Genomic DNA, 23846 nt, shown 5'->3' with positions numbered 1-23846 from the left:
GGAGGCAGCCACCGGCACCCGGCACCGCACCACCGGCGGGAGCCCAGCACCGCCCGCGCGGGCAGCGTGAGGCACCGCACACCACGGCCTGTGAACCGGATGGCGGCAAAGCCCCTCTTCCCTCCCGGTTCGCCCACTCCACCCGCGTAACGGAAGCCGCCGCCCATGCCTCGCCCCGCCCTGTCCTCGTTCCGCCGTGGCCTGTTCATAGCCGCGCCGATCGCCGTGCTGGTCGGCATCACGGGCGGGACGCTGGCGCTCACCGCAGGGTCGTCGGACGCGTCGGACGTGCCGAGCCGGGGGGTGCCGGAGGCGGAGGCGGTGAAGCCGGTCCGGACCAGCGGCGAGGCGGTCCTGCAGATCATGGCGCACCCGGACGACGACCTGTTCTTCATGAACCCGGACACCAGCCAGTCGATCGCCTCCGGCCGCAGTCTCACCTCCGTCTACCTCACCGCCGGGGAGTCCGACGGCCGCAACGCCCGCCGCCAGGACCCGCAGCCGCCCGCCGACAAGGCGGCGTACGCGGAGGCCCGGCAGAACGGCATACGTGCCGCGTACGCCGAGATGGCCACCGGCAACCGCACCAGCCCCTGGGACCGCACCTCCATGGCGACGGCCGGCGGCGGCCGGGCCGAGCTGGACACCCTCCGCGCGAAGCCGCAGATCAGCCTGGTGTGGCTCCAGCTGCGCGAGGCGGGCAGCATCTCGGAGGACCGGCCGCACAGCCTGCACGGCCTGTGGGACGGCCGCGTGGAGCGCCTTGAGTCGCAGCTCGCGGCCGGGTCCCCGGTCCGTGAGGACTTCTCGTACAGCAAGGACCAGACCGTCGAGACGATCACCGGTGTCCTCGACCGGTTCAAGCCGACCTTCGTCCGGCTCATGGACCCGACGCCGGGCCGCAACGACAAGACGGGCAAGCTCTCCGACCACCAGGACCACATGTACGGCGCCCGGTTCGCGCAGGCGGCGCTCGCGCGGTACGCGGAATCCCCCGGTCACCCGCCGTTCGCCGTACAGAACTATCTCGGGTATCCGACCGGTGGCCTGCCGCACTCCCTCGACCCGGGGAGCACCGAGGCGAAGCTGCGGACGCTGAAGACGTACGCCTGGTGGGACCACACCGACTACTGCGAGGACCCGGCCGGCTGCGGCGACCGCAAGGTGGCCGCCCGTCCCGCCGGGCACGGCTGGGCGCAGTCGATCCGCTACGCCCGCGGGGGCTCGACGGCGTGGGTCCAGCAGGGCGCGAGGAAGGGCGAGCTGTACGCGTTCTCGGTGCTGGACGGCCGCCTGGCCGTGTGGCGCAAGGGCGGCACGAGCGGCTGGACCGGGCCGGTGCTCCAGCGGGGCGACGGCCTGGACGCCGGGGTGACGTCGGTGCGGCTGCCGGACGGCCGGATCGCGGTGTTCGGTACGCGTACCGAACTGGACGGGGAGTACCGCCGCGAGGTGGTGACGGCGGTGCAGGCGGCGCCGGGCGGGGCGTTCGGCGCGTGGCGTTCGCTGGGGACGCCGGAGTGGGACGACGAGACGAGGACCTCCGACATCAGCCTGCCGGCGGTGCTGGTGGACCGGGCGGGCCTGATGACGGTGTACGTACGCGACGGCGGCCACGCGATGAGCGTGAGCGCCCAGCGGGCGGACGGCGGGTGGGGGCCGTGGCGGCCGGCCGGTGGGCGGGACCTGCGGGGCGACCCGGTGGCGGCGGTGGACGCGACGGGGCGCGGCTACGTGTTCGCGGGGACGCCGAAGACGGTTGTGGCGTGGACGCAGGTCGCGCCGGGCGGGCCGGTGACCGGTCCGGTGGCGACCGGTCTGCCGGCGACCACGGTGGCGTTGAGCGCCACGCCTGACGGCGCCGACGGCGTACGGCTCTGGTTCCGCAAGCCGGCTTCCGGTGACGTCCGTACGTCCCGCTTCGCGGGCGGCAGCGGCCACGCCTCGCCGGTGCGGGACGTGCCGGGCGGCGTCGCGGGGTACGGCGCGGTGGGCGCGTCGGGCGGCCGGCTGGCGGTGCGCGCGGGTTCCGGCGCGGTGGCGACGGCTCCGGTCGGGGGGCCGTGGGTGACCGGGCGGTCGCTGTTCGCCGGCGCCCCGGCGGCCACTTCGTACGGCTTCGCGACGATGGGCCTGGACGGGCGGCTGAATTGGGCGCCGTGGGGGAAATGAGTCCGCGTCACGTGTGAGGTCCGGCTTTCATGTACGTACTCACCGATGGAGGAGCGCACATGAACTGGACACTCGAAGTTGTCCTCGTCCCGGTCACCGATCTGGACCGGGCGAAGGACTTCTACGGCACGAAGTGCGGTTTCAAGGTCGACCTGGACACGGAGGTGGCCCCCGGCATCCGCATCATCCAGCTGACCCCGCCCGGCTCGCGCTGCTCGATCGCCCTGCAGAGCGGTATGCCCCCGGCACCGGGCGAGAAGACCATGACCCCCGGCTCGCTCCATGGTCTCCAGCTGTGTGTGACCGACATCGAGGCGGCCCGCGCGCAGCTGACGTCACGGGGCGTGGAGGTCGGCCCCGTGCGGCACGTGGGCCCGGACGGCTGGACGGAGGGCAAGGGCGAGACGTGGAACTCGTTCATGTTCTTCAAGGACCCGGACGGCAACGGCTGGACGGTCCAGGAGGCCCCCTCCGAACTGTCGGAGCGCTAGCGGCTCAGTAGTAGCCCTTCCGCCCGTCGAGCAGTTCCCGCATCGCGTCCAGGTGCCCGGCGTGCCGTGCGGTCTCCTCGACCATGTGGATGAGCATCCACCGCAGGGTGGCCCGGGCGGAGTGGTGGTCGGGGTGGCGGCCCACCTGGTCCAGGCCGTGGGCGGCGATGATCTCGTTGGAGGTCACGCACTGCCGCTCGTACTCCTCCAGGAGCTGTGCGAGCGGCACGCCCCGGACCTTCATGTCGAGGTCCTCTTCGCTCTCGTCGAGCTGGGGGTTGTCGGCGGGCCTGCCCAGGAACAGCACCTCGAACCAGGCGTTCTCCACCCACCGCAGATGGGAGAGGAGACCGGCCACGGTCATGTTCGGCGAGTGCGGCAGGACGGCCCGGTACGCGTCGTCCTCCGACAGTCCTTCGCATTTCCACTGGACGATCGCGCGCTGTGTGTCGAGCCAGCCGACGAGCTGGGTCCGCTCGTCCGCCACGAGCGGCGGACGTACACGAGGGAAGGTCATGCGCGCGGACGTTAGCGCAGCCGGGCGCCGCGTGCCCCGGTTTGTCCGACGTGCCGTCAAGGTTTCGCGGGGCCCTTCCCCGGCCGGGACGCGAGGGCCACGAGGCACAGGAACAGTCCGCACGCGGCGACCAGGGCCCAGCCCGGGCGGGACGCGTGCGCGAGGCCCGTGGGTGCGGCGCCCGCGACCAGGGCGCCGGCGATGGCGATGCCGAGCGCGGCACCGACCTGGCGCGCGGTGGACGTGATCGCTCCGGCGACGGCGGCGCGGCTCGGCGGCAGCCCGCTCACGGCGGTGTTGGTGATCGGGGCGTTGGCGAAGCCGAACCCGATACCGATGAGCGCGTAGGCCAGCAGGAGCAGCGGCACGCCGGTGTCCTGGTCGAGCCCGACCAGGCTCAGTCCGCCGGCCGTCATGAAGCCGCCGGCCAGCAGCAGTGGCGGTCGCGGTCCTCTCCGGCCGACGAGGCGGCCGGACCAGGGGGCGCACACGGTCGCGCCGACCGCCATGGGCAGGGTCGCCGTCCCGGCGGCCAGGGGCGTCCATCCCCGGCCGTCCTGCAGGTACAGGGTGGTGAGCAGCAGGGTCACGTTCAGGGCGACGAAGACGGCCACCGCGCCCAGGACCGCGCCGCTGAAGACCCGGTGCCGGAACAGCCGTGGATCGATCAACGGCTCGGGGCTGCGGAACCCGGCCCACACGAATCCGGCGACGGCCACGGCGGCGAACGCGTACGCGCCCAGCGCCAGGGGTGACGTCCAGCCGATGCGCGGCCCCTCGATGAGGACGCCGACCGATACGGCGATGGCCGCGGTCAGCAGCGCCTGGCCCGGGAGGTCGAGCCGCTGTGCCCGCCGGGCCCGGGACTCCGGCACGAACACCGCGCTGAGGACGAGGGCTGCGACGATGACCGGCGCGTTGATCCAGAACAGTGCCCGCCAGCCGAAGGCGTCGATGAGGGCGCCGCCCGCGACGGGGCCGGCGGCCATGCTGACCCCGAAGACCGACGCCCACACACCGATCGCCCGCGCGCGCTCCCTCGGGTCGGGCATCGTGTTCACCACGATCGCGAGGGCCACCGGGCTGAGCATCGAGGCGCCCACGCCCTGGAGGGCGCGGCCCGCGGTGAGTACGCCTGCCGAAGGGGCGATGGCGCAGATCAGGGAGGCGGTGCCGAAGACGGCCAGCCCGGCCTGGAAGACGCGTCGGCGTCCGAAACGGTCCGCCAGCGCACCGGAGGAGATCAGCAGACCGGCCAGGACGAGGGTGTACGCGTCCACGACCCATTCGAGACCGCGGGTCCCGATGCCCAGGGCGCGCCCGATCTCCGGCAGGCCGACATTGACGATGGTGGTGTCCAGGCCCACCAGGAACATGCTGAGGCAGCAGACGGCGAGCACCGTCCATCGCCTCCGCGCACTGAAGCCGGGTTGAAGCCGAACGGGCTGAAGGGGATGAGTCGTCGCGGTCACGGCCTGCCTCTCACGTCCACAAAGCGTCCGGTGGCCATGCTCGGCTCGGGGGGCGGCCGGCACCCAGCGACTTTGCGGAGACCGCAAAATGGTCCGCATGGACGCGGAGACCCAGCAGACGATCGACGGCATCGGACCGAGGCTGCGCACGCTGCGCCGGGACCGTGGACTGACCCTGGAGGCGCTCGCGTCGACGACCGGCATCTCGGTGAGCACCCTGTCCCGCCTGGAGTCGGGCAAACGGCGCCCGACCCTGGACCTGCTCATCCCGCTCGCGCGTGCGCACCGCGTCGCCCTGGACCTGTTGGTGTCCGCCCCCGTCACCGGCGACCCCCGGGTGCACCTCAAGCCCTTGCCCAAGGGCCCCGGCAGCGTCCTCGTCCCCCTGACGCAGTACCCGGGCCGGGTGCAGGTGTTCAAGCAGGTACTGGCCCCCCGCGAGCCGAAGCTGGTGACCCACGACGGCTACGAGTGGCTGTACGTCCTCGCGGGCGAGCTGCGCCTCGTCCTCGGGGACCAGGAGTGCGTCCTCCGCCCCGGCGAAGTGGCCGAGTTCGACACCAGGGAACCCCACTGGTTCGGCCCGGCCGGCCCGACCGCCGTGGAGATCCTCCACCTGTTCGGCCCCCGGGGCGACCAGGCGGTCATCCGTACACCACCGTCCGGCCCCGGCGCACACGGCCACGGCTGACGCGGTCCGGGGACCGAACCCCTCCCGCGCCGGGGCCTAGCCGCGTGACTCGGCTTCGCGATGTATGCGGGCACGCGCCTGGCCGGGGTGCGCATGGTCCACGCCGACCGGGACGGTGACGCCGTTCAGGTGCAGGACTACGACGGCTCCGCCGCCACGGTCGCCACCGGCGAGGACGCGTACGAGTACGGAGCCCGCGACCTGTGTCAGGAGGTCGAACGGGTGCATCAGGAACACATCACCCTGGGATCGCCCAAGGCCGGGGACTTCGGGCTGACCGTGACCGCACACGGTCAGCAGGTGTGGCTGCACCATCCGGAGCAGGTCGTCGAGCCCGCCCTGAGCGGCCCGCAGGCGGCCCGGTGAGGCACTGACGCGCGCCACGCAGCCCGTCGTGCTGCACTGGACGAGTAGGGACCACAGCGGAGGTGCTCATGACCGGCCGCGTCGGCAAGACCCGGAACATCTTCCTCGTGTGGCTCGTCTGGCCGCTGATCACCCTCGGGATCTATCACCTGGTCTGGTACTACAAGGTGAACCGCGAGGCGCGGGACTTCGACGATCGCATCGAGGTGCGGCCGGGAATGGCGGTGGTGGCCATCGCCCTGGGCTGGATCCTGATCGTGCCGCCGTTCATCTCGGTGTTCAACACGGGTGAGCGCATCGCGCGCATGCAGCGGGCGGCCGGGATGCAGCCGACCTGCAACCCGTGGATCGGCCTCATCCTGGTGTTCATCTTCAGCCTGCACCCGCTGTACTACCAGCACGAGATGAACCAGATCTGGGCCCTCCACGGCCACCGCGCGGAAGGCGAGCACGTCCCCCTGTCCGTCTGACCGCGGGGACCACGGGCCGGCGGCTCACGACCGCCGGCCCGGCACGGGCGTGAACCGGGCCTACAGCACCGGCAGGTTCTTGCGGAGTTCGAAGGCGGTGACCTCCGACCTGTACTCCTCCCACTCCTGCTTCTTGTTGCGGAGGAAGAAGTCGAAGACGTGCTCGCCGAGGGTCTCGGCGACCAGCTCGCTGCGCTCCATCAGGGAGATCGCCTCGCCCAGGTTCTGCGGCAGCGGCTCGATGCCCATCGCGCGGCGTTCGGCGTCCGACAGCGCCCAGACGTCGTCGTCGGCGCCGGCCGGGAGTTCGTAGCTCTCCTCGATGCCCTTCAGGCCGGCGGCCAGCAGGACCGCGTACGTCAGGTAGGGGTTGGCCCCCGAGTCGATGGAGCGGACCTCGACGCGGGCCGAGCCCGTCTTGCCCGGCTTGTACATGGGGACGCGGATCAGCGCGGAGCGGTTGTTGTGGCCCCAGCAGATGTACGAGGGGGCCTCGCCGCCCGAGCCGGCGGTGCGGGTGGAGCCGCCCCAGATGCGCTTGTAGGAGTTGACCCACTGGTTGGTGACGGCCGAGATCTCCGCCGCGTGCTTCAGCAGGCCCGCGATGAAGGAACGTCCCACCTTGGAGAGCTGGTACTCGGCGCCCGACTCGTAGAAGGCGTTGCGGTCGCCCTCGAAGAGGGAGAGGTGGGTGTGCATGCCGGAGCCGGGGTATTCGGAGAACGGCTTCGGCATGAAGGTGGCCTGTACGCCCTGCTCCAGCGCGACCTGCTTCATGACCAGGCGGAACGTCATGATGTTGTCGGCGGTCGACAGCGCGTCGGCGTAACGGAGGTCGATCTCCTGCTGGCCGGGCGCGCCCTCGTGGTGGCTGAACTCGACCGAGATGCCCATCGATTCCAGCATGGTGATGGCCTGCCGGCGGAAGTCCATGCCGACGTTCTGCGGGGTGTGGTCGAAGTAGCCGGAGTTGTCGGCCGGGGTCGGCCGGCTGCCGTCCAGCGGCTTGTTCTTCAGCAGGAAGAACTCGATCTCGGGGTGGGTGTAGAAGGTGAAGCCCAGGTCCGAGGTCTTGGCCAGGATCCGCTTCAGCACGTAGCGCGGGTCCGCGAAGGACGGCGAGCCGTCGGGCATCAGGATGTCGCAGAACATCCGGGCCGTCCCCGGGGCCTCCGCCCGCCACGGCAGGATCTGGAAGGTGCCCGGATCGGGCTTGGCGATCATGTCGGATTCGTACACCCGGGCGAAGCCCTCGATCGCCGAGCCGTCGAAGCCGATGCCCTCGTCGAAGGCCTGCTCGAGCTCGGCGGGGGCCACGGCGACGGACTTCAGGAAGCCGAGCACGTCCGTGAACCACAGGCGCACGAAGCGGATGTCGCGCTCCTCGAGCGTACGGAGTACGAATTCCTGCTGCTTGTCCATTTCCACACCCATCCTCGCTGATCAGGCCAGCATGCCACCACACGGTTTCGTGCACGTTGCGAACCCATAGTGCATGGAGCTCTGTGGCGTAGGTAACGGAGGCCTCGCAGACTGGTCCCATGGACCGTGGCGCGCAGGAGCTGCCCGGCGCCGGCCGGCCGCCGGCCTGGCTGCGCCTGCTGCCGTGGCTGACGATGGTCCTGCTGGTGGTGGTCCAGCTGTCCACGCCCGAGAGCGTGCAGCTGGGTTTCGCGTTCGCCGTGGTGCCGCCACTGACGTCGCTGCTGTACGGGATGGTCGGCACCGCCCTGGTGGCGGGCACCCTCTTCGGGCTGCTGCTGATGCCCGCCATCCGGGCCGACGACGTCACCTACGGCGACCTGCTGGCGTTCGGGCTGATCGGGGCGGTCAGCGTGGTGCTGGCGGGTGTGCGGGTCAGGCGCGACGCGCAGTTGGTGTCGGTGCGTACGGTCGCGGAGGCGGCGCAGCTCGCCGTACTGCCGCCGATGCCGGAGTGGGTGGGCCCGGTGCGGTGCGGGGCGCTGTACCGGGCGGCGGAGCGCGGGACGCTGGTGGGCGGCGATCTGTACGACGTACAGCCGGGGCCCTACGGGGTGCGGGCGATCGTCGCCGATGTGAAGGGGCACGGGCTGGCGGCGGTCGGGACGGTGTCGGCGCTGCTGGGCACGTTCCGGGAGGCGGTGCTCGACGAGCCGGAGCTCGCCGGGGTGGCGGCGCGGCTGGACCGGCGGCTGGTGGTGGATTCGGCGACGCACGAGGACGGGGAGCTGTTCGCGACGGCTGTGCTCATGGAGTTTCCCGAGACGGCTCCGATGTGCGGGTCCTCAGCTGCGGCCATCCGGCGCCGCTGCTGGTGGACGGCGACGGGGCGCGTGAGGTGGAGCTGGCGCCGGGGGCGCCGCTGGGTCTGGGGCTGATGGAGTTCCGGGCGCCGGAGGCGGTGACGGTGCCGCTGCGGCCGACGGACGTCCTGCTCGCGCACACGGACGGGGTGACGGAGGCGCGGGACGCGACGGGCGCGTTCTACCCGCTGGCGGCGCGGATCCGGACGCGGACCCAGCCGTCGGTGCCGGTGGAGCTGGTGCGCGCGGTGTGGCGCGATCTGTCGTCGTACGCGGACGAGGTCGCCGACGACGTGGCACTGCTGGCGCTCAGTACACCGGACGGGCATGGCTGACCGGGCGGGTGGCCCATTAACATCAGCGCCCATGGGGGGCCAGGGGCTCATACGCGTCGAGCGTCCCATGGCGCTGATGAGCGCCGTGGCGACGCTGCTCGCCGCGCTCTTCGTCTGCCTCGCCCCGCACGGCGGCACGGAGGTCCCGGACCGGGACCGGTACCGGGACCACGGGCGCGGAATGACGCTCGCCGTGGCCGCCGCGGAGGCCGTGGCGCCGGAGTACACCTGCCCGTACGACCGGGGCGACTGCGGGCTGTTCCCCTCCCTCACCCCGGCCGTCCTCACCGCCCCGCCGCTCGACCCGCCCCCGCAGCCGGACGCCGTGGTACGGATGACGTCGCACCCCGCCACCGGCCCTCCGGCCGCGTCCCAGGCCCGGCCACGCGCGCCGGACCTCCATGCCCTTCAGGTTCTGCGGACCTAGGCGGCCCGCCGCAGTTCCGGAGCCCGTACCGACCACCGACTTTTCGAGAAGGAATAACCACCATGGCTGCCAACCGATCCTCGACCGCCGACCGCCGTGCCCGGATAGAGGAGATGCGCCGCGCCGAGAAGGCCCGCGAGCGCCGCAACCGCATCATCACCATCTCCGTCAGCGCGGCCGTGGTCGCCGGCCTCGTGGGCTTCGGCGGATACGTGCTGAACAAGGAGAACGAGGAGAAGGAGCAGCGGGCGGCCGCGGCCAAGGCGCCGATCGAGGGCGAGAAGTCCTGGGACGCGAAGAAGCTCGGCCGCAACCACGTGACCACGCCGGTCACGTACCCCATGAAGCCCCCGGTCGGCGGCGACCACGACCAGGTGTGGATGAACTGCGACCGGAACGTCTACAAGAAGCCCGTTCCCGAGAAGCACGCCGTGCACTCGCTGGAGCACGGCGCGGTGTGGGTGACGTACAACGACAAGGCGCCCGAGGCCGAGGTGAAGAAGCTGGAGGAGAAGGTCGGGAAGACGTCCTACACCTTCATGAGCCCGGTCAAGGACCAGGCCGGCTCGATCATGCTCAGCGCGTGGGGCAAGCAGGTGACGGTCGACGGCGCCGACGACCCGCGGGTGGACGCCTTCTTCACCAAGTACGTGCAGGGCCCGCAGACGCCGGAGCCGGGTGCCGCCTGCACCAACGGGCTGGGCGAGCAGTGACGCGTACGCAGTGGGCGGCCGTCACGGCGGTGGTGCTGGCGCTGCTCTTCGCCGGGGCGGCGACGGTCGCGTCGGCGGGCCCGGAGACCGGCGGCGGCGCCGCGGCCGCGCCGGCGGTGGATTCGGCGGACGCCGGGTTCGCGCGGGACATGTCGGTGCACCATCAGCAGGCGGTGGAGATGTCGTTCATCGTGCGGGACCGTACGAAGGACGAGGAGGTGCGCCGGCTGGCGTACGACATCGCCAACACCCAGGCCAACCAGCGGGGCATGATGCTGGGCTGGCTGGACATGTGGGGCCTGCCGAAGGTCACGCCGGGTGTTGAGCCGATGGCCTGGATGGGCGCCCACCATGGCTCCGCGGGCGGCTCCACGGGCGGCTCCGCCGACGGGCTGATGCCGGGCATGGCCACGGCGGCGCAGCTGGACCAGTTGCGGGCGGCCAGCGGCAGGCAGGCGGAGATCCTGTACCTGCGGCTGATGACGGAGCACCACAAGGGCGGTGTGCACATGGCACAGGGCTGCGTCGACACGTGCCGGCCCGGTGTCGAGCGCGACCTGGCCCAGGGGATGGTGGATGCCCAGGAGTCGGAGATCGCGCTGATGGCCGACCTGCTGAAGAAGCGCGGCGCGAAGCCGTAGGGCGCCGCCGGCTACGGCCGCCCCGGGTGTCCCGGGGCGGCCGTACGGCGGTGCAGCGGTCGCGGTGCGGTGGGGGCGCGACGAGAATGGAGGCGCTCGGGGACCGACGTACGGCGCTATTCGGCGTTTCGGAGGAAACGAACCCCATGACCACCGCGAAGGACATCATGCACCCCGGAGCCGAGTGGCTCCCCGCACACGAGACCCTCGACCGTGCCGCGCAGATGATGCGCGACCTCGATGTGGGCGCCCTGCCCATCGCCGACAAGAACGAGCGGCTCTGCGGCATCCTCACCGACCGTGACATCGTCGTCGGCTGCGTGGCCATGGGCCACGACCCGGCGCAGGTCACGGCGGGCGACATGGCGAAGGGCACGCCGCGCTGGATCGACGCGAACGCGGACGTGGAGGAGGTCCTGCGTGAGATGAAGGGCCACCAGATCCGCCGGCTCCCCGTGATCGAGAACAAGCGCCTGGTCGGCATGATCAGCGAGGCCGATCTCGCCCGTCACCTGTCGGAGTCCCAGGTCGCGAACTGGGCGGAGAAGGTGTACGAGCAGGGCTGACCGCCGCTCCGCCCGGTGTACGGCGGGGGCGTGGCGCGCGTGTCGCGTCACGCCCCCCGTGCGTGCCCGTCCTCCCGCGCGAGTACGGCGCCGGCCAGGGCCCGCGGCCGGTCCAGCATCATCAGGTGGCCCGCCCCGGGTACGGCCTCGAAGCGGGCGCCGAGCAGGTCGGCGAGGGCGCGCTGGCGGCCGGTCCAGCGCGGGGACGCGGGCGCGGCGAGCACGGTGACGGGGAGGCCCGGCCGGAGGGGGTGGCGCTCGCGCAGGGCGAGCAGCTCGGCGGCGACGGCGCGGTAGTGGGTGTTCTCCAGGAGGGCGCCGGTGAGCACGCGGGAGGTGCCGTAGCAGCGGCGTACGAGCGCGGCGGGGGCCGGGTCGGGGGCGTGGCCGGGGCGGGAGAGGCGGACCACGGCACGCCGGGTGAGCGGACCGAGCGCGGCGGGCGCCCCGGCGGCGGACAGCGCGGCGGCGACGGTGCGCGCGAGGGCGGTGCGCAGCGCCGGGGCGGCGGGCACGCGCGCGTGCTCCTCGACGGACGCGTCGACGAGGACGATCCCGGCGGCACGGTCCGGGTGGAGCCGGGCGAACGCCTCCGCGTAGAACCCCGCGATGGAGTGCCCGACGACCGTCGCGGGGCCGTCCAGGCCGAGCGCGTCGAGGACGCCCGCGATCCGGTGCGCCTCGCCGGCCGCGGACGGCGACACGGCGGCCGGGCCGCTCAGGCCGTGGCCGGGGCGGTCGAAGCGGACGACGGTGCGGTACGGGGCCAGCAGCGGGACCACCGGGTCCCAGTCGAACCAGCTCATCGCGAGCCCGGCGCTCAGGACGCAGACGGGACCGCTGCCCTCGACGACCACGTGGTGCGGCACTCCGCCGACCCGTACGAAACTCACCCGTTCCCCCTCGTCACCGCGTGCGCCCGGACGGACGCCAGCCTGCCACGAGCGGTGTGGCACACACCTCCGGGACATCGTGTCGCTCTGACGATTACACTGGCCGCGTGCCTCAACTACGCCTCGCTCTGAATCAGATCGACTCGACCGTCGGCGATCTCGCCGCCAACGCCGAGGCGGTCGTCCACTGGACCCGGCACTCCGCCGAGCAGGGGGCGCATCTGGTCGCGTTCCCCGAGATGGTGCTGACCGGCTACCCCGTCGAGGACCTGGCCCTCCGGTCGTCCTTCGTCGAGGCGTCCCGCAGCGCGCTGCGGGCGCTCGCCGCGCGCCTCGCGGACGAGGGCTTCGGGGACCTCCCGGTCGTCGTCGGCTACCTGGACCGCTCCGAGAAGGCCCAGCCCCGCTACGGCCAGCCCGCCGGCGCGCCGCAGAACGCCGCCGCGGTGCTGTACGGCGGCGAGGTGGTGCTGTCGTTCGCCAAGCACCACCTGCCGAACTACGGGGTGTTCGACGAGTTCCGGTACTTCGTGCCGGGCGACACCATGCCCGTGGTCCGGGTGCGCGGCGTCGACGTGGCGCTCGCCATCTGCGAGGACCTGTGGCAGGACGGTGGCCGCGTCCCGGCCGCCCGCAGCGCGAACGCCGGGCTGCTGGTGTCGATCAACGCCTCGCCGTACGAGCAGAACAAGGACGACGTCCGCCTGGAGCTGGTGCGCAAGCGCGCCCAGGAGGCCGGCTGCACGCTCGCCTACCTGGCGATGATCGGCGGCCAGGACGAGCTGGTCTTCGACGGCGACTCGATCGTCGTGGACAAGGACGGCGAGGTCGTGGCGCGTGCCCCGCAGTTCGCCGAGGGCAGCGTGATCCTCGACCTGGACCTGCCGGCCGCGTCCGGGGACGCGCCGACGGGCGTCGTGGACGACGGGCTGACCATCGAGCGGGTGATCCTGTCGGAGGAGCCGCTGCCCGCGTACGAGCCGGAGCTGGCCGGCGGGTACGCGGAGCGGCTGGACGACGACGAGGAGGTGTACACCGCGCTGGTGGTGGGCCTGCGCGCGTACGCCGCGAAGAACGGTTTCCGTTCCGTGCTGATCGGCCTGTCCGGCGGCATCGACTCGGCGCTGGTCGCCGCGATCGCCTGTGACGCGCTGGGCGCGCAGAACGTGTACGGCGTGTCGATGCCGTCCAAGTACAGCTCGGACCACTCCAAGGGCGACGCGGCCGAGCTGGCCCGCCGCACGGGCCTGAACTTCCGCACCGTACCCATCGAGCCGATGTTCGACGCGTACATGGGCTCGCTGGGCCTGACCGGCCTCGCGGAGGAGAACCTGCAGTCGCGGCTGCGCGGCACGATGCTGATGGCGATCTCCAACCAGGAGGGCCACATCGTGCTCGCGCCGGGCAACAAGTCCGAGCTGGCGGTCGGCTACTCGACGCTGTACGGCGACTCGGTCGGCGCGTACGGGCCGATCAAGGACGTGTACAAGACGTCGGTCTTCCGGCTGGCTCGGTGGCGCAACCGGGCGGCCGAGGAGCGCGGGCAGACCCCGCCGATTCCCGAGGCGTCCATCACCAAGCCGCCGAGCGCCGAGCTGCGCCCCGGCCAGGTCGACACCGACTCGCTGCCGGACTACGACGTGCTGGACCGGATCCTGGAGCTGTACGTCGACCGCGACCAGGGCAAGGACGCGATCGTCGCCGCCGGGTTCGACGAGGAGTTGGTGACGCGGACGCTGCGGCTGGTGGACACGGCGGAGTACAAGCGGCGCCAGTACCCGCCGGGCACCAAGATCTCGGCCAAGGGCTTCGGCAAGGACCGGCGCCTGCCGATCACGAACCGCTGGCGCGAGACGACGACGGGCTGACGCGCCGCTCCGGCAGGGGGCTTCCCGCGACGACGCGGGAGGCCCCCTTCGCCGTGTCCAGGAGGCCGGCCGTCACGGCGATCGCCAGGCCCACCACCGCCAGCGCCGCGCCGACGAGCGTCGGCGAGGTCCAGCCCCAGCCGGCGGCGATGGCGACGCCACCGAGCCAGGCACCGCCCGCGTTGGCGAGGTTGAACGCCGAGTGGTTGGAGGCGGACGCGAGGGTCGGGGCGTGCTGGGCCTTGTTCATGACCAGCATCTGGAGCGGGGTGGTGGTCATGAACCCGACCGCGCCGAGCACGACCACCGTCACCAGGGCGGCCCACTGCACGTGCATGGTGAAGCGGAACGCGACCAGCACCAGCGCGAGCGCGGCGAGCGACCCGTACAGCGTGGGCCGCAGCGCCCGGTCGGTGAGCGGGCCCGCGACGAGCGCGCCGAGCGTCATGCCGATGCCGAAGAGGGCGAGGACGAGGGTGACGGACGACTCGCCGAAGCCCATGACCTCGGTGGTCATGGAGGCCAGGTACGAGTAGACGGCGAAGACACCGGCGAAGCCGAAGACGGCCGTCAGGAGGCCGAGCAGCACCTGCCGGTCGCCGAGCGCCCGCAGTTCGCGGCCGAGGCTCTGGTGGGCGTCGAGGGGTACGTACGGGATCAGCCGGGCGAGCGCGGCCATGGCGACCAGCCCGATCGCCGTGACGACCAGGAAGGTGGCGCGCCAGCCGAGGTGCTGGCCGAGCAGCGTCGCGGCGGGGACGCCCACGATGTTGGCGACGGTCAGGCCGAGGAACATCGTGGCGACCGCGCGCGCCTGCCGGCCTTCGGTGACCAGCCGGGCGGCGACGACCGCGCCGACGCCGAAGAACGCGCCGTGCGGCAGCCCGGCCAGCACGCGCGCGGCGACGAGCGTGCCGAAGCCGGGCGCGAGGGCGGAGGCGAGGTTGCCGACGGTGAACAGCGCCATCAGCAGCAGGAGCATCCGCTTGCGCGGGACGCGGGAGCCGAGGGCGGTGAGCAGCGGGGCGCCGATGACGACGCCGATCGCGTACGCCGAGACCAGGTACCCGGCGGTGGGGACGGAGGTGTGGAGGTCCGCCGCGACGTTGGGCAGGAGCCCCATCATGACGAACTCGGTCGTGCCGATGCCGAAGGCTGCTATGGAGAGGGCCAGCAGGGCCAGGGGCATGAGGGCAGGGCCTTTCGAGAGGTGACGTGCGGGAGTCCGGGCTTAAGTTCCCTTACGGAACAAAGCCTCTCACGTCGATTGTTCCCCGCGGTGAACGGCGTATGGCCACCAGGTCTACGACCCGGCGGCGGGGCGCCCGGCAGCGGGCGAGGGCCGCCCAGGCCCCAGGACTCCGGCGCCCGGACGTACGGCCGCCGGACTGCCGACCGCACCGCGCACGACGGCCCACCCGTGGCCGCCCGGAACCGCGCACGGGCAGCGCGCGGCGGCCGCTGCCGGCGCCTTCGGCGCCCCGGCCGGGGCGGAGGGGCGGCGGCACGCCCGGACAGGGCGACCGCGCCCCGCGGCGGGGCGGGGCGGGGCGGCGGTACCTACAGCGTGACGCGGGCCGCGATCGGCAGGTGGTCGCTGTCCGTCGCCGGGAGCGTCCAGGACGCGACCGGCTCGACGCCCTTCACCATGATCTGGTCGATCCGCGCCATCGGGAACGCGGCCGGCCAGCTGAAGCCCATGCCGTCGCCGGCCGCGCCCTGCGTGGAGCGCATCTGGGACGTGACCGCGTTGAGCGACCGGTCGTTCATCGTGCCGTTCAGGTCGCCGAGCAGGATCACCTTGCCCAGGTCCTCGCGGACGATGGCCTCGCCCAGCGCGTCGGCGCTGTCGTCGCGCTGGTTGGCGGTGAACCCGGCGTTCAGCTTGACCCGCACGGACGGCAGGTGGGCGACGTACACGGCGACCTCGCCCTGCGGCGCGGTCACCGTGGCGCGCATCGCCCGCGTCCAGCCGAGCCGGATGTCCACCGGGCGGCTGTCGCTCATCGGGTACTTGCTCCACAGGCCGACCGTGCCCTGGACGGAGTGGTACGGGTACGTGTCGGCGAGCGCCCGCTCGTAGACCGGGACCATGCCGGGCTTGAGCTCCTCCAGCGCCACCACGTCCGCCCCGGAACCGGCGACCTGGCGGGCGGTGCCCTCCGGGTCGGGGTTGTCGGCGTTGACGTTGTGCGTGACGACCATGAGGTCACCGCCTGCGCCCGACTTGTCGGTGACGAGCCCGCCGAAGAGATTGAGCCAGATCACGCCGGGCAGCAGGGCGGCGATCAGCGCGGTGGCCGAGCGGCGCAGCAGCGCGGCCACCAGGATCACCGGGACGAAGACGCCCAGCCACGGCAGGAACGTCTCTGTCAGGCTGCCCAGGTTGCCGATCTTGTTGGGGATCTGCGCGTGGAAGACCATCAGCAGCGCGATCAGCACGGCGCAGCAGGCGAGCAGGGCGCCCCGCCGCCAGATGCCCGGATCCCGGCGCCAGCGGTCGACCACCGACCGGACCCGGGATCCGGTGCGCCGCTGCTCCCGCGCGCTGCCGTTCCCCGTCTCCGTCACGTCCACCCGCGCCATGCCGCCGTCCTCACTGCCTTGCTCGTCGTGCTGTGTCGTACGCCCCCGCCCCGGAACCCGACCCTAGGGGATCAGGAGACGGCCGTACTGCCACGAGGACGATGGGGCGGCGCGCCGGGTTCCGGGTGCCCGGGAAAGAACGGACGCTGTGACAGAACGCGCACAAAACGAAGGCCGGCCGCCCTCCTCCGGGGCCCCGGCGGGGATGGCCGCGCACCCACTTCCCCCCGCGCGGCACGAAGTGCCACCATGGACGTGGTCCGGGGACGCCGTAAGGGCGCCTCGAGATGACGAAGGAGCCGTTCACCATGACGCTTCAGGCTGCCTCGAAGCAGCCCGCCGACAGCAGCAAGGCGCTGTACGGCGGCAAGGGCACTCGCCGCATCACCGTCCATGACATCGCCGCCGCCAAGGAGCGCGGCGAGAAGTGGCCCATGCTGACCGCCTACGACGCGATGACCGCGTCCGTGTTCGACGAGGCCGGCATCCCGGTCATGCTCGTCGGCGACTCGATGGGCAACTGCCACCTCGGTTACGAGTCCACCGTCCCCGTCACGCTCGACGAGGTCGCGATCCTGTCCGCCGCCGTCGTACGGGGCACCAGGCGCGCCCTCGTCGTGGGCGACCTGCCCTTCGGCTCGTACCAGGAAGGCCCCGTGCAGGCGCTGCGGTCGGCCACCCGGCTGGTCAAGGAGGCGGGCGTCGGCGCGGTCAAGCTGGAGGGCGGCGAGCGTTCGCTGCCGCAGACCGAGATGCTGGTCCAGGCCGGCATCCCCGTCATGTCGCACCTGGGCCTGACCCCGCAGTCCGTCAACACCATGGGCTACCGGGTGCAGGGCCGCGGCGACGAGGCCGCCCACCGGCTGCTGCGCGACGCCAAGGCGGCGCAGGACGCGGGCGCGTTCGCGGTGGTCCTGGAGCTCGTCCCGGCCGAGCTGGCCGCCGAGGTCACCCGGTCCCTGCACATCCCGACCATCGGCATCGGCGCCGGGCCCGACACCGACGCGCAGGTCCTGGTCTGGACGGACATGGCGGGGCTGACCGGCGGCAAGGTACCGCGGTTCACCAAGCAGTACGCCGACCTCCGGCAGACGCTCGGTGACGCGGCGCGGGCGTTCGCCGACGACGTGGTCGGCGGAACGTTCCCGCAGGAGGAGCACACCTTCCACTAGCCACTCCCGGTACGGACGACGGCCCGCCGACTTCCCCCATCGGCGGGCCGTCGGCCTGTCGTCGCCGTACCGTCGGCCTGCGAGGCAGCCGGGCGTAGCCTGGGAAGTGGACTCGGGGACTTCCCATTAGCCCGCCGGGAGGCGGTGAACGATGCCCGGAATCGTGCACAAGAACTTCGACTCCGCAGACGAGACCCGGCCGTTCGAGGACGGCAAGGGCAAGCTCGATTTGCTCAACACCGACAAGGGCCCGGTCGGCCGGGCCGTCTTCGAGCCGGGCTGGCAGTGGTCCAAGCACGTCAAGCCCATCGCGGGCACCGACAGCTGCCAGGCCGCGCATGCCTGCTACGTCGTCAGCGGCCGGATGAAGGTGGTCATGGACGACGGAACCGAGGGCGAGGTCGGCCCCGGTGACTTCGCGGCCATCGAACCGGGCCACGACGCCTGGGTCGTCGGTGACGAGCCCTGCGTCCTGGTCGACTGGGTCGGATTCGGCAACTACGCCGTGCCCGCGGGGTCCACTTCCTGATCCCGTAGGCGATCTGTCGGTGATCGGTAGCCGCTGTCGGTGAGATGTCGGTGGCGGCTGCTGTCATGGGGGCATGACACGATCCGACACCAACGCCGTCGAGGTACGAGGCCTCGTCAAGCACTACGGCGCCACCAAGGCACTGGACGGGGTGGACCTCGACGTACCCGAAGGCACCGTCCTCGGTGTGCTCGGCCCCAACGGCGCCGGGAAGACCACCCTCGTCCGCTGCCTGTCCACCCTGATCGTCCCGGACGCCGGGACCGCCACCGTCGCCGGGTACGACGTCGTCCGCCAGCCCCGGCAGCTGCGCCGCACCATCGGCCTCACCGGGCAGTACGCCTCGGTCGACGAGAAGCTGTCCGGCTGGGAGAACCTGTACATGATCGGGCGGCTGCTCGACCTGTCCCGCAAGGACGCCCGCCGGCGCGCCGACGAGATGCTGGAGCGGTTCTCGCTGACGGACGCCGCCAAGCGCCCCGCCATGACGTACTCCGGCGGTATGCGCCGCCGCCTCGACCTGGCCGCCTCCATGATCGGCCGTCCGGCCGTCCTCTACCTGGACGAGCCGACGACGGGCCTGGACCCCCGTACCCGCAACGAGGTGTGGGACGAGGTCCAGCGGATGGTCGCCGAGGGCGCCACCGTCCTGCTCACCACCCAGTACATGGAGGAGGCCGAGCAACTGGCGCACGAACTCACCGTGATCGACCGGGGGCGGGTCATCGCCGGCGGCCGGGTCGACGAGCTCAAGGCCAAGGTCGGCGGCCGCACCCTCCAGGTCCGGCCCGTGGACCTGGCCCAACTCCCCGCCATGGCGCGCGCGCTGGGCGACAGCGGACTGGCCGGCGTCGCGGGGGCGACGGTCGTCCCGGACGAGGGCCTGCTGTACGTACCGATCCTCAGCGACGAGCAACTGACCGCGGTCGTCGGCCTGCTGGGCGCGCGCGGCTTCGGCATCGCGCACATCGGTACGCATCTGCCCAGCCTGGACGAGGTGTTCCTGGCCCTCACGGGCGAGAAGACGCCGTCCGTGTCCGACACGATCCCCGAGGAGGTCGCCGCGTGAGGGTCACGACTGCTCCCATCGCCGAGGGGCGGATCGGCCTGCGGGCCAACGCCCGGCACATCGGCGCTCTCGTGCGCCGCAACGCCCTGCAGATCAAGCAGGACCCGGAGTCGATGTTCGACGCCGTGCTGATGCCCATCGTCTTCATCCTGCTGTTCGTGTACGTCTTCGGCGGCGCGATCGCCGGCAAGGGCAACCAGGCCGGCTACGTCAACTACGTCACGCCCGGCCTGATGGCGATGATGGGCATCAACATCGCCATGGCCGTCGGTACCGGGGTCAACGACGACTTCAAGAAGGGCGTGATGGACCGGTTCCGGACGATGCCGATCGCCCGGTCGTCGGTCCTCATAGCGAAGATCGTCGTCGAGGTCGGCCGGATGCTGATCGCCACGACGATCCTGCTCGGCATGGGCTTCCTGCTGGGCATGGAGATAAAGACGTCGGTGCTGGAGCTGCTGGCGGCCGTCGGACTGGCGGTGGTCTTCGGCGCCTCCCTGATGTGGATCTTCATCCTGCTCGGTCTCACCATGAAGACGGCGCAGGCCGTGCAGGGGGTGGCCATGCTCGTGCTGATGCCGTTGCAGTTCGGCTCGTCCATCTTCGCCCCGCCGGCGTCGATGCCGGGCTGGCTGGAGACGTTCACCGACTTCAACCCGCTGTCGAACCTGGCGGACGCCGCCCGGAACCTGATCAACGGCGGGCCGGTCGCCCACTCGGTGTGGGTGACGCTCGCCTGGGCGGCGGGCATCACGCTCGTCACGGCGCCGCTCGCGGTGGCCAGGTTCCGCAAGAAGACCTGAGCCGTCTCAGGTGCTGTCCAGCAGGGCGGCGGCCTCCTCGGCGGTGAGGCCGCCGCCCTCGGCGTACGCAGCGTCGAAGGCGGCGTCCCCGAGGGCGGTGCGGGCCGCCTCCGTGGCGTCCGCCAGGTTCTCCCGCTCCATCGGGGTGAGCACGTGCCCGTCCGGGAGGAGACCGGCGTGCGTCCCGAGCAGCACGGCCGCCGTTCGCGCCCGGTCGCGGCCGCCCAGTCCGGCGAGCGCCCGCGCGGCGGTGACCAGGTGGATGGCCGGCATGTGCGGCGCGACCATCATCGACAGCGGCTCCCGGGCGTGGGCCAGGGCCCGGGCGGCCCGGTCGAGGGCGTCGGTGTACCGGCCGTCCAGGTTGTCGAGCCAGGCGACCACGCCGAGCGTGAAGCCCTCGAAGAGGGACAGGGAGTCGTAGGCGAACTCCTCGCGCACCAGCCGCAGTTGCTCGCGGGCCTCGGCGGTGCGCCCGGTGCGGCCCAGCCACAGCGCCAGATAGAGCCGGGCGGCCGGCACGGCCTCGTGGCCGGCGCTGCGGCCGCGGGCCAGCACCTCCCGCAGGATCGCCTCGCCCTCAGTGCCCCGGCCGAGCTCGTTGAGCGTCTCGGCGTACCGGACGCGCAGCAGCGACATCTGGGCCTGGGCGCCCAGCCGCGCGGCGTGGCCGATGGCGGCCTCGAAGTCCTCGGCGGCGCCCTCGAACTCGCCCCGCCGCTCCCGGGCCTCGGCGCGCGCCGCCAGCGCCTCGGCCGCGCCCCAGGAGTCACCGAGCCGGTCGAAGATCTTCAGGCTCTCGTCGGCGTCCCGGGCCGCGTCGCCCGCCCAGTCGCTCCGGTTGGCCAGCACGTTGGCACGCATGTGGAGGACGTTGGCCAGCTCCCACTCGTAGCCGAACTCCCGGCAGGCGTCGACGGTCTCGTCGAGGAGGCCGCGCAGCTCCCCCGCGTCGCCGGTGAGCAGCACCGCGTACCACCAGAGCATGCCGGGCATGCGGCACGTCTGCGGCAGCCCCGGGCGGTACACGGCTCGGATGCGGCGCAGGTGCTCCAGGCCGTCCGGGGTGGTCCACTCGGACGTCTGGTGGTCCATGTTGAGCAGCTGGACCAGGCGTACGCCGCGGCGCGCCTCCTGGAGCTGGTCGTCGTCCATCGGCGGCGGGGCGTCGGTGCACCGCTCGGTGAGGGGAGGTGCGGGGGTGACGGGTGGGGCGTACGGGTCGGGGCCGAGCGCGGCGGCGGCCTCGGACCAGTGCAGGGCGTCGGTACGCAGGTCCCGCATGTGCCAGTACCAGACCAGGGACAGGACGAGGCAGAGCGCCTCGTGCTCGTCGCGGGCGGCGACGGCGCGGCGCAGCGCGGTGCGGAGGTTCTCGTACTCCAGCTGGAGGCGGTCGAGTGCGGCGCGCTGGCGCGGGCCGCGCAGCTCGGGGTCGGCGGTGCGGGCGAGCTCGCGGTAGTGGACGAGGTGGCGGTGCTCGGCGGCGGCGCGGTCACCGGCCTGGTCGAGGCGTTCGGCGGCGTACTCGGAGACGGTTTCGAGGAGCCGGTAGCGCATCTCGCCGCCCTCGGTGGGGGTGGCGACGACCAGCGACTTGTCGACCAGCGAACCGAGCAGGTCCAGGGTGTGACCGCCGCAGACGGCCTCGGCCGCGTCCAGGTCGCAGCCGCCGGAGAACACCGACAGCCGCCGCAGCACGGCCCGTTCCGGCTCGTCGAGCAGGTCCCAGGACCAGTCGACGACCGCGCGCAGCGTCTGCTGGCGCGGCAGGACGGTACGGCTGCCGCCGGTGAGCAGCCGGAAGCGGTCGTCGAGCCGGTCGGCGATCTGGCGCGGGGTGAGCATACGGAGGCGGGCGGCGGCCAGCTCGATGGCGAGGGGCAGGCCGTCGAGGCGGCGGCAGATCTCGGCGCACGCGTCCGGGTCGCCGGTGACGTCGAACCCGGGCCGGGCGGCCGCCCCGCGCTCGGCGAGCAGCCGCAGCGCCATCGGGTCGGGCAGCGGGTCGACCGGGCGTACCGTCTCGCCCGGTACGCCCAGGGGTTCGCGGCTGGTGGCGAGGACGGTGAGCCCGGGGCACTCCGCCAGGAGCCGCTCGGCGAGCGTGGCGGCGGCGGTGACGACGTGCTCGCAGTTGTCCAGCAGGATCAGCATGCGGCGGCCGGAGCAGTGCTCGGCGAGCCGTACGAGGGCGTCGTCGGCGTCGCCGTGCCGCTCGGCCGCCCGCAGCTCCTCGGCGCCGGCGCCGCGCAGCACGGTCTGGCGCGCCCCGAGCGCGGTGAGCACGGCGTCCGGTACGGCGTCGGGGTCGTCGACCGGCGCGAGCTCGGCCAGCCACACGCCGTCGGGCCACGCGTCCGCGCCGCGCTCGGCGGCCTCCTGCGACAGCCGCGTCTTCCCGGCCCCGCCGGGCCCGAGCAACGTCACCAGCCGCGCCCGCGCGAGGTCGCCGAGGACGACCCCGATGTCCTCCTCGCGCCCCACGAAACTCGTCAGCCGCGCCCGCACGTTCCCCCGCCGTGGCTCGTCGCCCCGGCGACGAGGGCCGGTGCCGGGTTGGCCGTGAGGGCCGCCCACGGGCGGGCCGCCCGGCCCGGGGGCGGCCAGGGACCCACCAGCGGGGGCGCCGCCCCGGCCGTCCCCGGCCGGAAGACGCCCGTCGGGCGCTTCGGCCCGGCGGCCGAAGACACCGGCGGGCGCCACACCCGCCCCCGAACCGGCCGGCCGGTACGCGTCACCCCCGCGACGGGGCCCGGCGTCGGGCTGGCCGTGGGAACCGCCCACGGGCCGACCACCCGGCCCCGGGCCGGCGGGGGCGCCGCCCCGGCCGTCCCCGGCCGGAAGACGCGGCGCCTCGGTCCGGCGGCCGGAGGTACCGGCGGGCGGGACACCCTTGCCCGGGCCGGCCGGGTCGGCGGCGTCCGGGACCGGCGCACCGTCACCGGCCGGACGACGCCCGGCGGCCGCGCCGCCCCGGCGGCCGGAGGCCGGGGCGAGGAGTTCGGTGTGGAGGGCGCGGAGTTCGGGGCCCGGGGTGGTACCCAGGCGGGTGGCGAGGTCCTGGCGTACCGCCTCGTACGCCGCCAGGGCCTCCGCCGACCGGCCCGCCGCGCGCAGGGCCCGGACGCGCAGTGCCTGGAGCGGTTCGTCGAGCGGGAACTCACCGCACAGCGCGGCCAGTTCGGGCAGCGTCTCCTGGCCGCGGCCGAGCGCCAGCAGGGCCGTGAGCCGGGCGCGGCGGGCCTCGTGGCGGCGGGTCTCCCAGCGGGCCGCCTCGGCCGTCCGGTCGGGCAGGTCCGCGAGCGCCCCGCCCCGCCACAGCGCGAGCGCGTCGTCCAGGGCGGTCACCGCCTTGTGCGGGTCGCCCGCCTCCAGCGCCCGTACGCCCTCGGCCGTGAGCCGCTCGAAACGGTGCAGGTCCACGTCGTCGGCGTCGGCGCCCAGCCGGTACCCGCCCGCCGCCGAGACCACCGCGTCCGGCCCGAGCGCCCGCCGCAACCGCCCCACCAGCGCCTGCAGCGCGCCCGGCGCGTCGGCGGGCGGGTCACCGTCCCACACCTCGTCGATCAGCAGCCCGGCCGGCACGGTCCGCCCGGCGCGCAGCGCCAGTACCGTCAGCAGCGCGCGCAGCCGCGCCCCGCCCACCGGTACGGCGGAGCCGTCCGCGCCGTGGACCTGCGTGGGACCGAGCAGTGAGATGCGCACCGCCCCATTCTCCTTCCCCCCGCCCCTCGCGCCGTGTCCGGTACGGTCAATCGGTCCGCACCCGCCCGCCCG

General features: G+C 73.1%; 21 protein-coding genes and 1 pseudogene. 15 read left to right on the top strand and 7 right to left on the bottom strand.

Annotation, left to right across the window (positions count from 1 at the left end; genetic code table 11):
- Positions 1-165: 165 nt before the first annotated feature.
- The gene (locus tag AMK26_RS04175) at positions 166-2172 is read left to right on the top strand and encodes a PIG-L family deacetylase (RefSeq protein ID WP_079277439.1); all 2007 of its coding nucleotides are present in this window, start codon (positions 166-168) and stop codon (positions 2170-2172) included.
- A 59-nt stretch (positions 2173-2231) separates the two neighbouring features.
- The gene (locus tag AMK26_RS04170; protein ID WP_073751999.1) at positions 2232-2663 is read left to right on the top strand and encodes a VOC family protein; all 432 of its coding nucleotides are present in this window, start codon (positions 2232-2234) and stop codon (positions 2661-2663) included.
- A gap of 4 nt (positions 2664-2667) precedes the next feature.
- On the opposite strand, the gene AMK26_RS04165 is transcribed toward AMK26_RS04170, so the two are convergent.
- Both AMK26_RS04165 and AMK26_RS04160 read right to left on the bottom strand, forming a co-directional pair.
- Complete coding sequence (locus AMK26_RS04165; RefSeq protein ID WP_073751997.1) at positions 2668-3180, bottom strand: DinB family protein; 513 nt, start codon at positions 3178-3180, stop codon at positions 2668-2670.
- 56 nt (positions 3181-3236) lie between these two features.
- On the bottom strand, positions 3237-4580 hold the full coding sequence (locus tag AMK26_RS04160; RefSeq protein WP_241837785.1) for an MFS transporter: 1344 nt from the start codon (positions 4578-4580) through the stop codon (positions 3237-3239).
- A 160-nt stretch (positions 4581-4740) separates the two neighbouring features.
- On the opposite strand from AMK26_RS04160, the gene AMK26_RS04155 reads away from it, so the two are divergent.
- The 3 genes from AMK26_RS04155 to AMK26_RS04145 all read left to right on the top strand — a co-directional run bounded on the left by AMK26_RS04155 (position 4741) and on the right by AMK26_RS04145 (position 6179).
- The gene (locus AMK26_RS04155; RefSeq protein ID WP_443333137.1) at positions 4741-5343 is read left to right on the top strand and encodes a helix-turn-helix domain-containing protein; all 603 of its coding nucleotides are present in this window, start codon (positions 4741-4743) and stop codon (positions 5341-5343) included.
- 60 nt (positions 5344-5403) lie between these two features.
- Entirely contained in the window at positions 5404-5709 is a 306-nt protein-coding gene (locus tag AMK26_RS04150) for a hypothetical protein (protein WP_073751993.1), read from the top strand.
- A 68-nt stretch (positions 5710-5777) separates the two neighbouring features.
- The gene (locus AMK26_RS04145) at positions 5778-6179 is read left to right on the top strand and encodes a DUF4234 domain-containing protein (protein WP_073751991.1); all 402 of its coding nucleotides are present in this window, start codon (positions 5778-5780) and stop codon (positions 6177-6179) included.
- Between the two features lie 60 nt (positions 6180-6239).
- On the opposite strand, the gene AMK26_RS04140 is transcribed toward AMK26_RS04145, so the two are convergent.
- Positions 6240-7601, bottom strand: a complete 1362-nt coding sequence (locus tag AMK26_RS04140; RefSeq protein WP_073751989.1) for a glutamine synthetase family protein — start codon at positions 7599-7601, stop codon at positions 6240-6242.
- Positions 7602-7720: 119 nt separating this feature from the next.
- Here AMK26_RS04140 and AMK26_RS04135 point away from each other — a divergent pair.
- The 5 genes and pseudogenes from AMK26_RS04135 (at position 7721) to AMK26_RS04115 (ending at position 11146) form a co-directional block, all read left to right on the top strand.
- A pseudogene (locus AMK26_RS04135) lies at positions 7721-8799 on the top strand (PP2C family protein-serine/threonine phosphatase).
- Positions 8800-8830: 31 nt separating this feature from the next.
- A complete protein-coding gene (locus AMK26_RS04130; RefSeq protein ID WP_073751987.1) occupies positions 8831-9226 on the top strand; it encodes a hypothetical protein in 396 nt (131 codons plus the stop codon).
- Between the two features lie 62 nt (positions 9227-9288).
- Entirely contained in the window at positions 9289-9939 is a 651-nt protein-coding gene (locus tag AMK26_RS04125) for a DUF3105 domain-containing protein (protein WP_073751985.1), read from the top strand.
- Positions 9936-10580, top strand: coding sequence for a DUF305 domain-containing protein (locus AMK26_RS04120; protein WP_073751983.1), 645 nt, complete (start codon positions 9936-9938; stop codon positions 10578-10580). The genes AMK26_RS04125 and AMK26_RS04120 overlap by 4 nt, the downstream gene beginning before the upstream one ends.
- Before the next feature lie 146 nt (positions 10581-10726).
- Positions 10727-11146 (top strand): CBS domain-containing protein, encoded by a 420-nt coding sequence (locus AMK26_RS04115; protein WP_073751981.1) that lies wholly within the window; start codon positions 10727-10729, stop codon positions 11144-11146.
- A gap of 47 nt (positions 11147-11193) precedes the next feature.
- Here AMK26_RS04115 and AMK26_RS04110 read toward each other — a convergent pair whose 3' ends face one another.
- On the bottom strand, positions 11194-12039 hold the full coding sequence (locus AMK26_RS04110; RefSeq protein ID WP_073751979.1) for an alpha/beta fold hydrolase: 846 nt from the start codon (positions 12037-12039) through the stop codon (positions 11194-11196).
- A 107-nt stretch (positions 12040-12146) separates the two neighbouring features.
- Between AMK26_RS04110 and AMK26_RS04105 the strand changes: the two genes are divergently transcribed.
- The gene (locus AMK26_RS04105; RefSeq protein WP_198943987.1) at positions 12147-13907 is read left to right on the top strand and encodes an NAD+ synthase; all 1761 of its coding nucleotides are present in this window, start codon (positions 12147-12149) and stop codon (positions 13905-13907) included.
- On the opposite strand, the gene AMK26_RS04100 is transcribed toward AMK26_RS04105, so the two are convergent.
- Together AMK26_RS04100 and AMK26_RS04095 are read right to left on the bottom strand one after the other, a co-directional pair.
- Positions 13873-15096 (bottom strand): MFS transporter, encoded by a 1224-nt coding sequence (locus tag AMK26_RS04100; protein ID WP_073751977.1) that lies wholly within the window; start codon positions 15094-15096, stop codon positions 13873-13875. The genes AMK26_RS04105 and AMK26_RS04100 overlap by 35 nt on opposite strands.
- A 371-nt stretch (positions 15097-15467) precedes the next feature.
- Complete coding sequence (locus AMK26_RS04095; protein ID WP_073753016.1) at positions 15468-16415, bottom strand: endonuclease/exonuclease/phosphatase family protein; 948 nt, start codon at positions 16413-16415, stop codon at positions 15468-15470.
- A 386-nt stretch (positions 16416-16801) separates the two neighbouring features.
- On the opposite strand from AMK26_RS04095, the gene panB reads away from it, so the two are divergent.
- The 4 genes from panB (at position 16802) to AMK26_RS04075 (ending at position 20066) form a co-directional block, all read left to right on the top strand.
- Positions 16802-17665, top strand: a complete 864-nt coding sequence (panB, locus tag AMK26_RS04090; protein ID WP_073753014.1) for a 3-methyl-2-oxobutanoate hydroxymethyltransferase — start codon at positions 16802-16804, stop codon at positions 17663-17665.
- A gap of 151 nt (positions 17666-17816) precedes the next feature.
- Positions 17817-18194 carry a cupin domain-containing protein gene (locus tag AMK26_RS04085; protein ID WP_073751975.1) on the top strand — a complete coding sequence of 126 codons (378 nt, stop codon included), beginning with the start codon at positions 17817-17819 and terminating at the stop codon, positions 18192-18194.
- A gap of 73 nt (positions 18195-18267) precedes the next feature.
- Positions 18268-19263, top strand: coding sequence for an ATP-binding cassette domain-containing protein (locus tag AMK26_RS04080; protein ID WP_073751973.1), 996 nt, complete (start codon positions 18268-18270; stop codon positions 19261-19263).
- Positions 19260-20066, top strand: coding sequence for an ABC transporter permease (locus AMK26_RS04075; RefSeq protein ID WP_073751971.1), 807 nt, complete (start codon positions 19260-19262; stop codon positions 20064-20066). The genes AMK26_RS04080 and AMK26_RS04075 overlap by 4 nt, the downstream gene beginning before the upstream one ends.
- Positions 20067-20072: 6 nt before the next feature.
- Here the strand turns inward: AMK26_RS04075 and AMK26_RS04070 are convergent, their stop codons facing one another.
- Complete coding sequence (locus AMK26_RS04070) at positions 20073-23774, bottom strand: AfsR/SARP family transcriptional regulator (RefSeq protein ID WP_073751969.1); 3702 nt, start codon at positions 23772-23774, stop codon at positions 20073-20075.
- Between the last annotated feature and the right edge of the window lie 72 nt (positions 23775-23846).

Origin of the sequence: Streptomyces sp. CB03234 (assembly GCF_001905885.1) — a bacterium.
Taxonomy (GTDB): Bacteria; Actinomycetota; Actinomycetes; order Streptomycetales; family Streptomycetaceae; genus Streptomyces.
The sequence above is the reverse complement of the archived record's forward strand: the minus strand, read 5'-3'. Positions and strand labels throughout refer to the sequence as shown.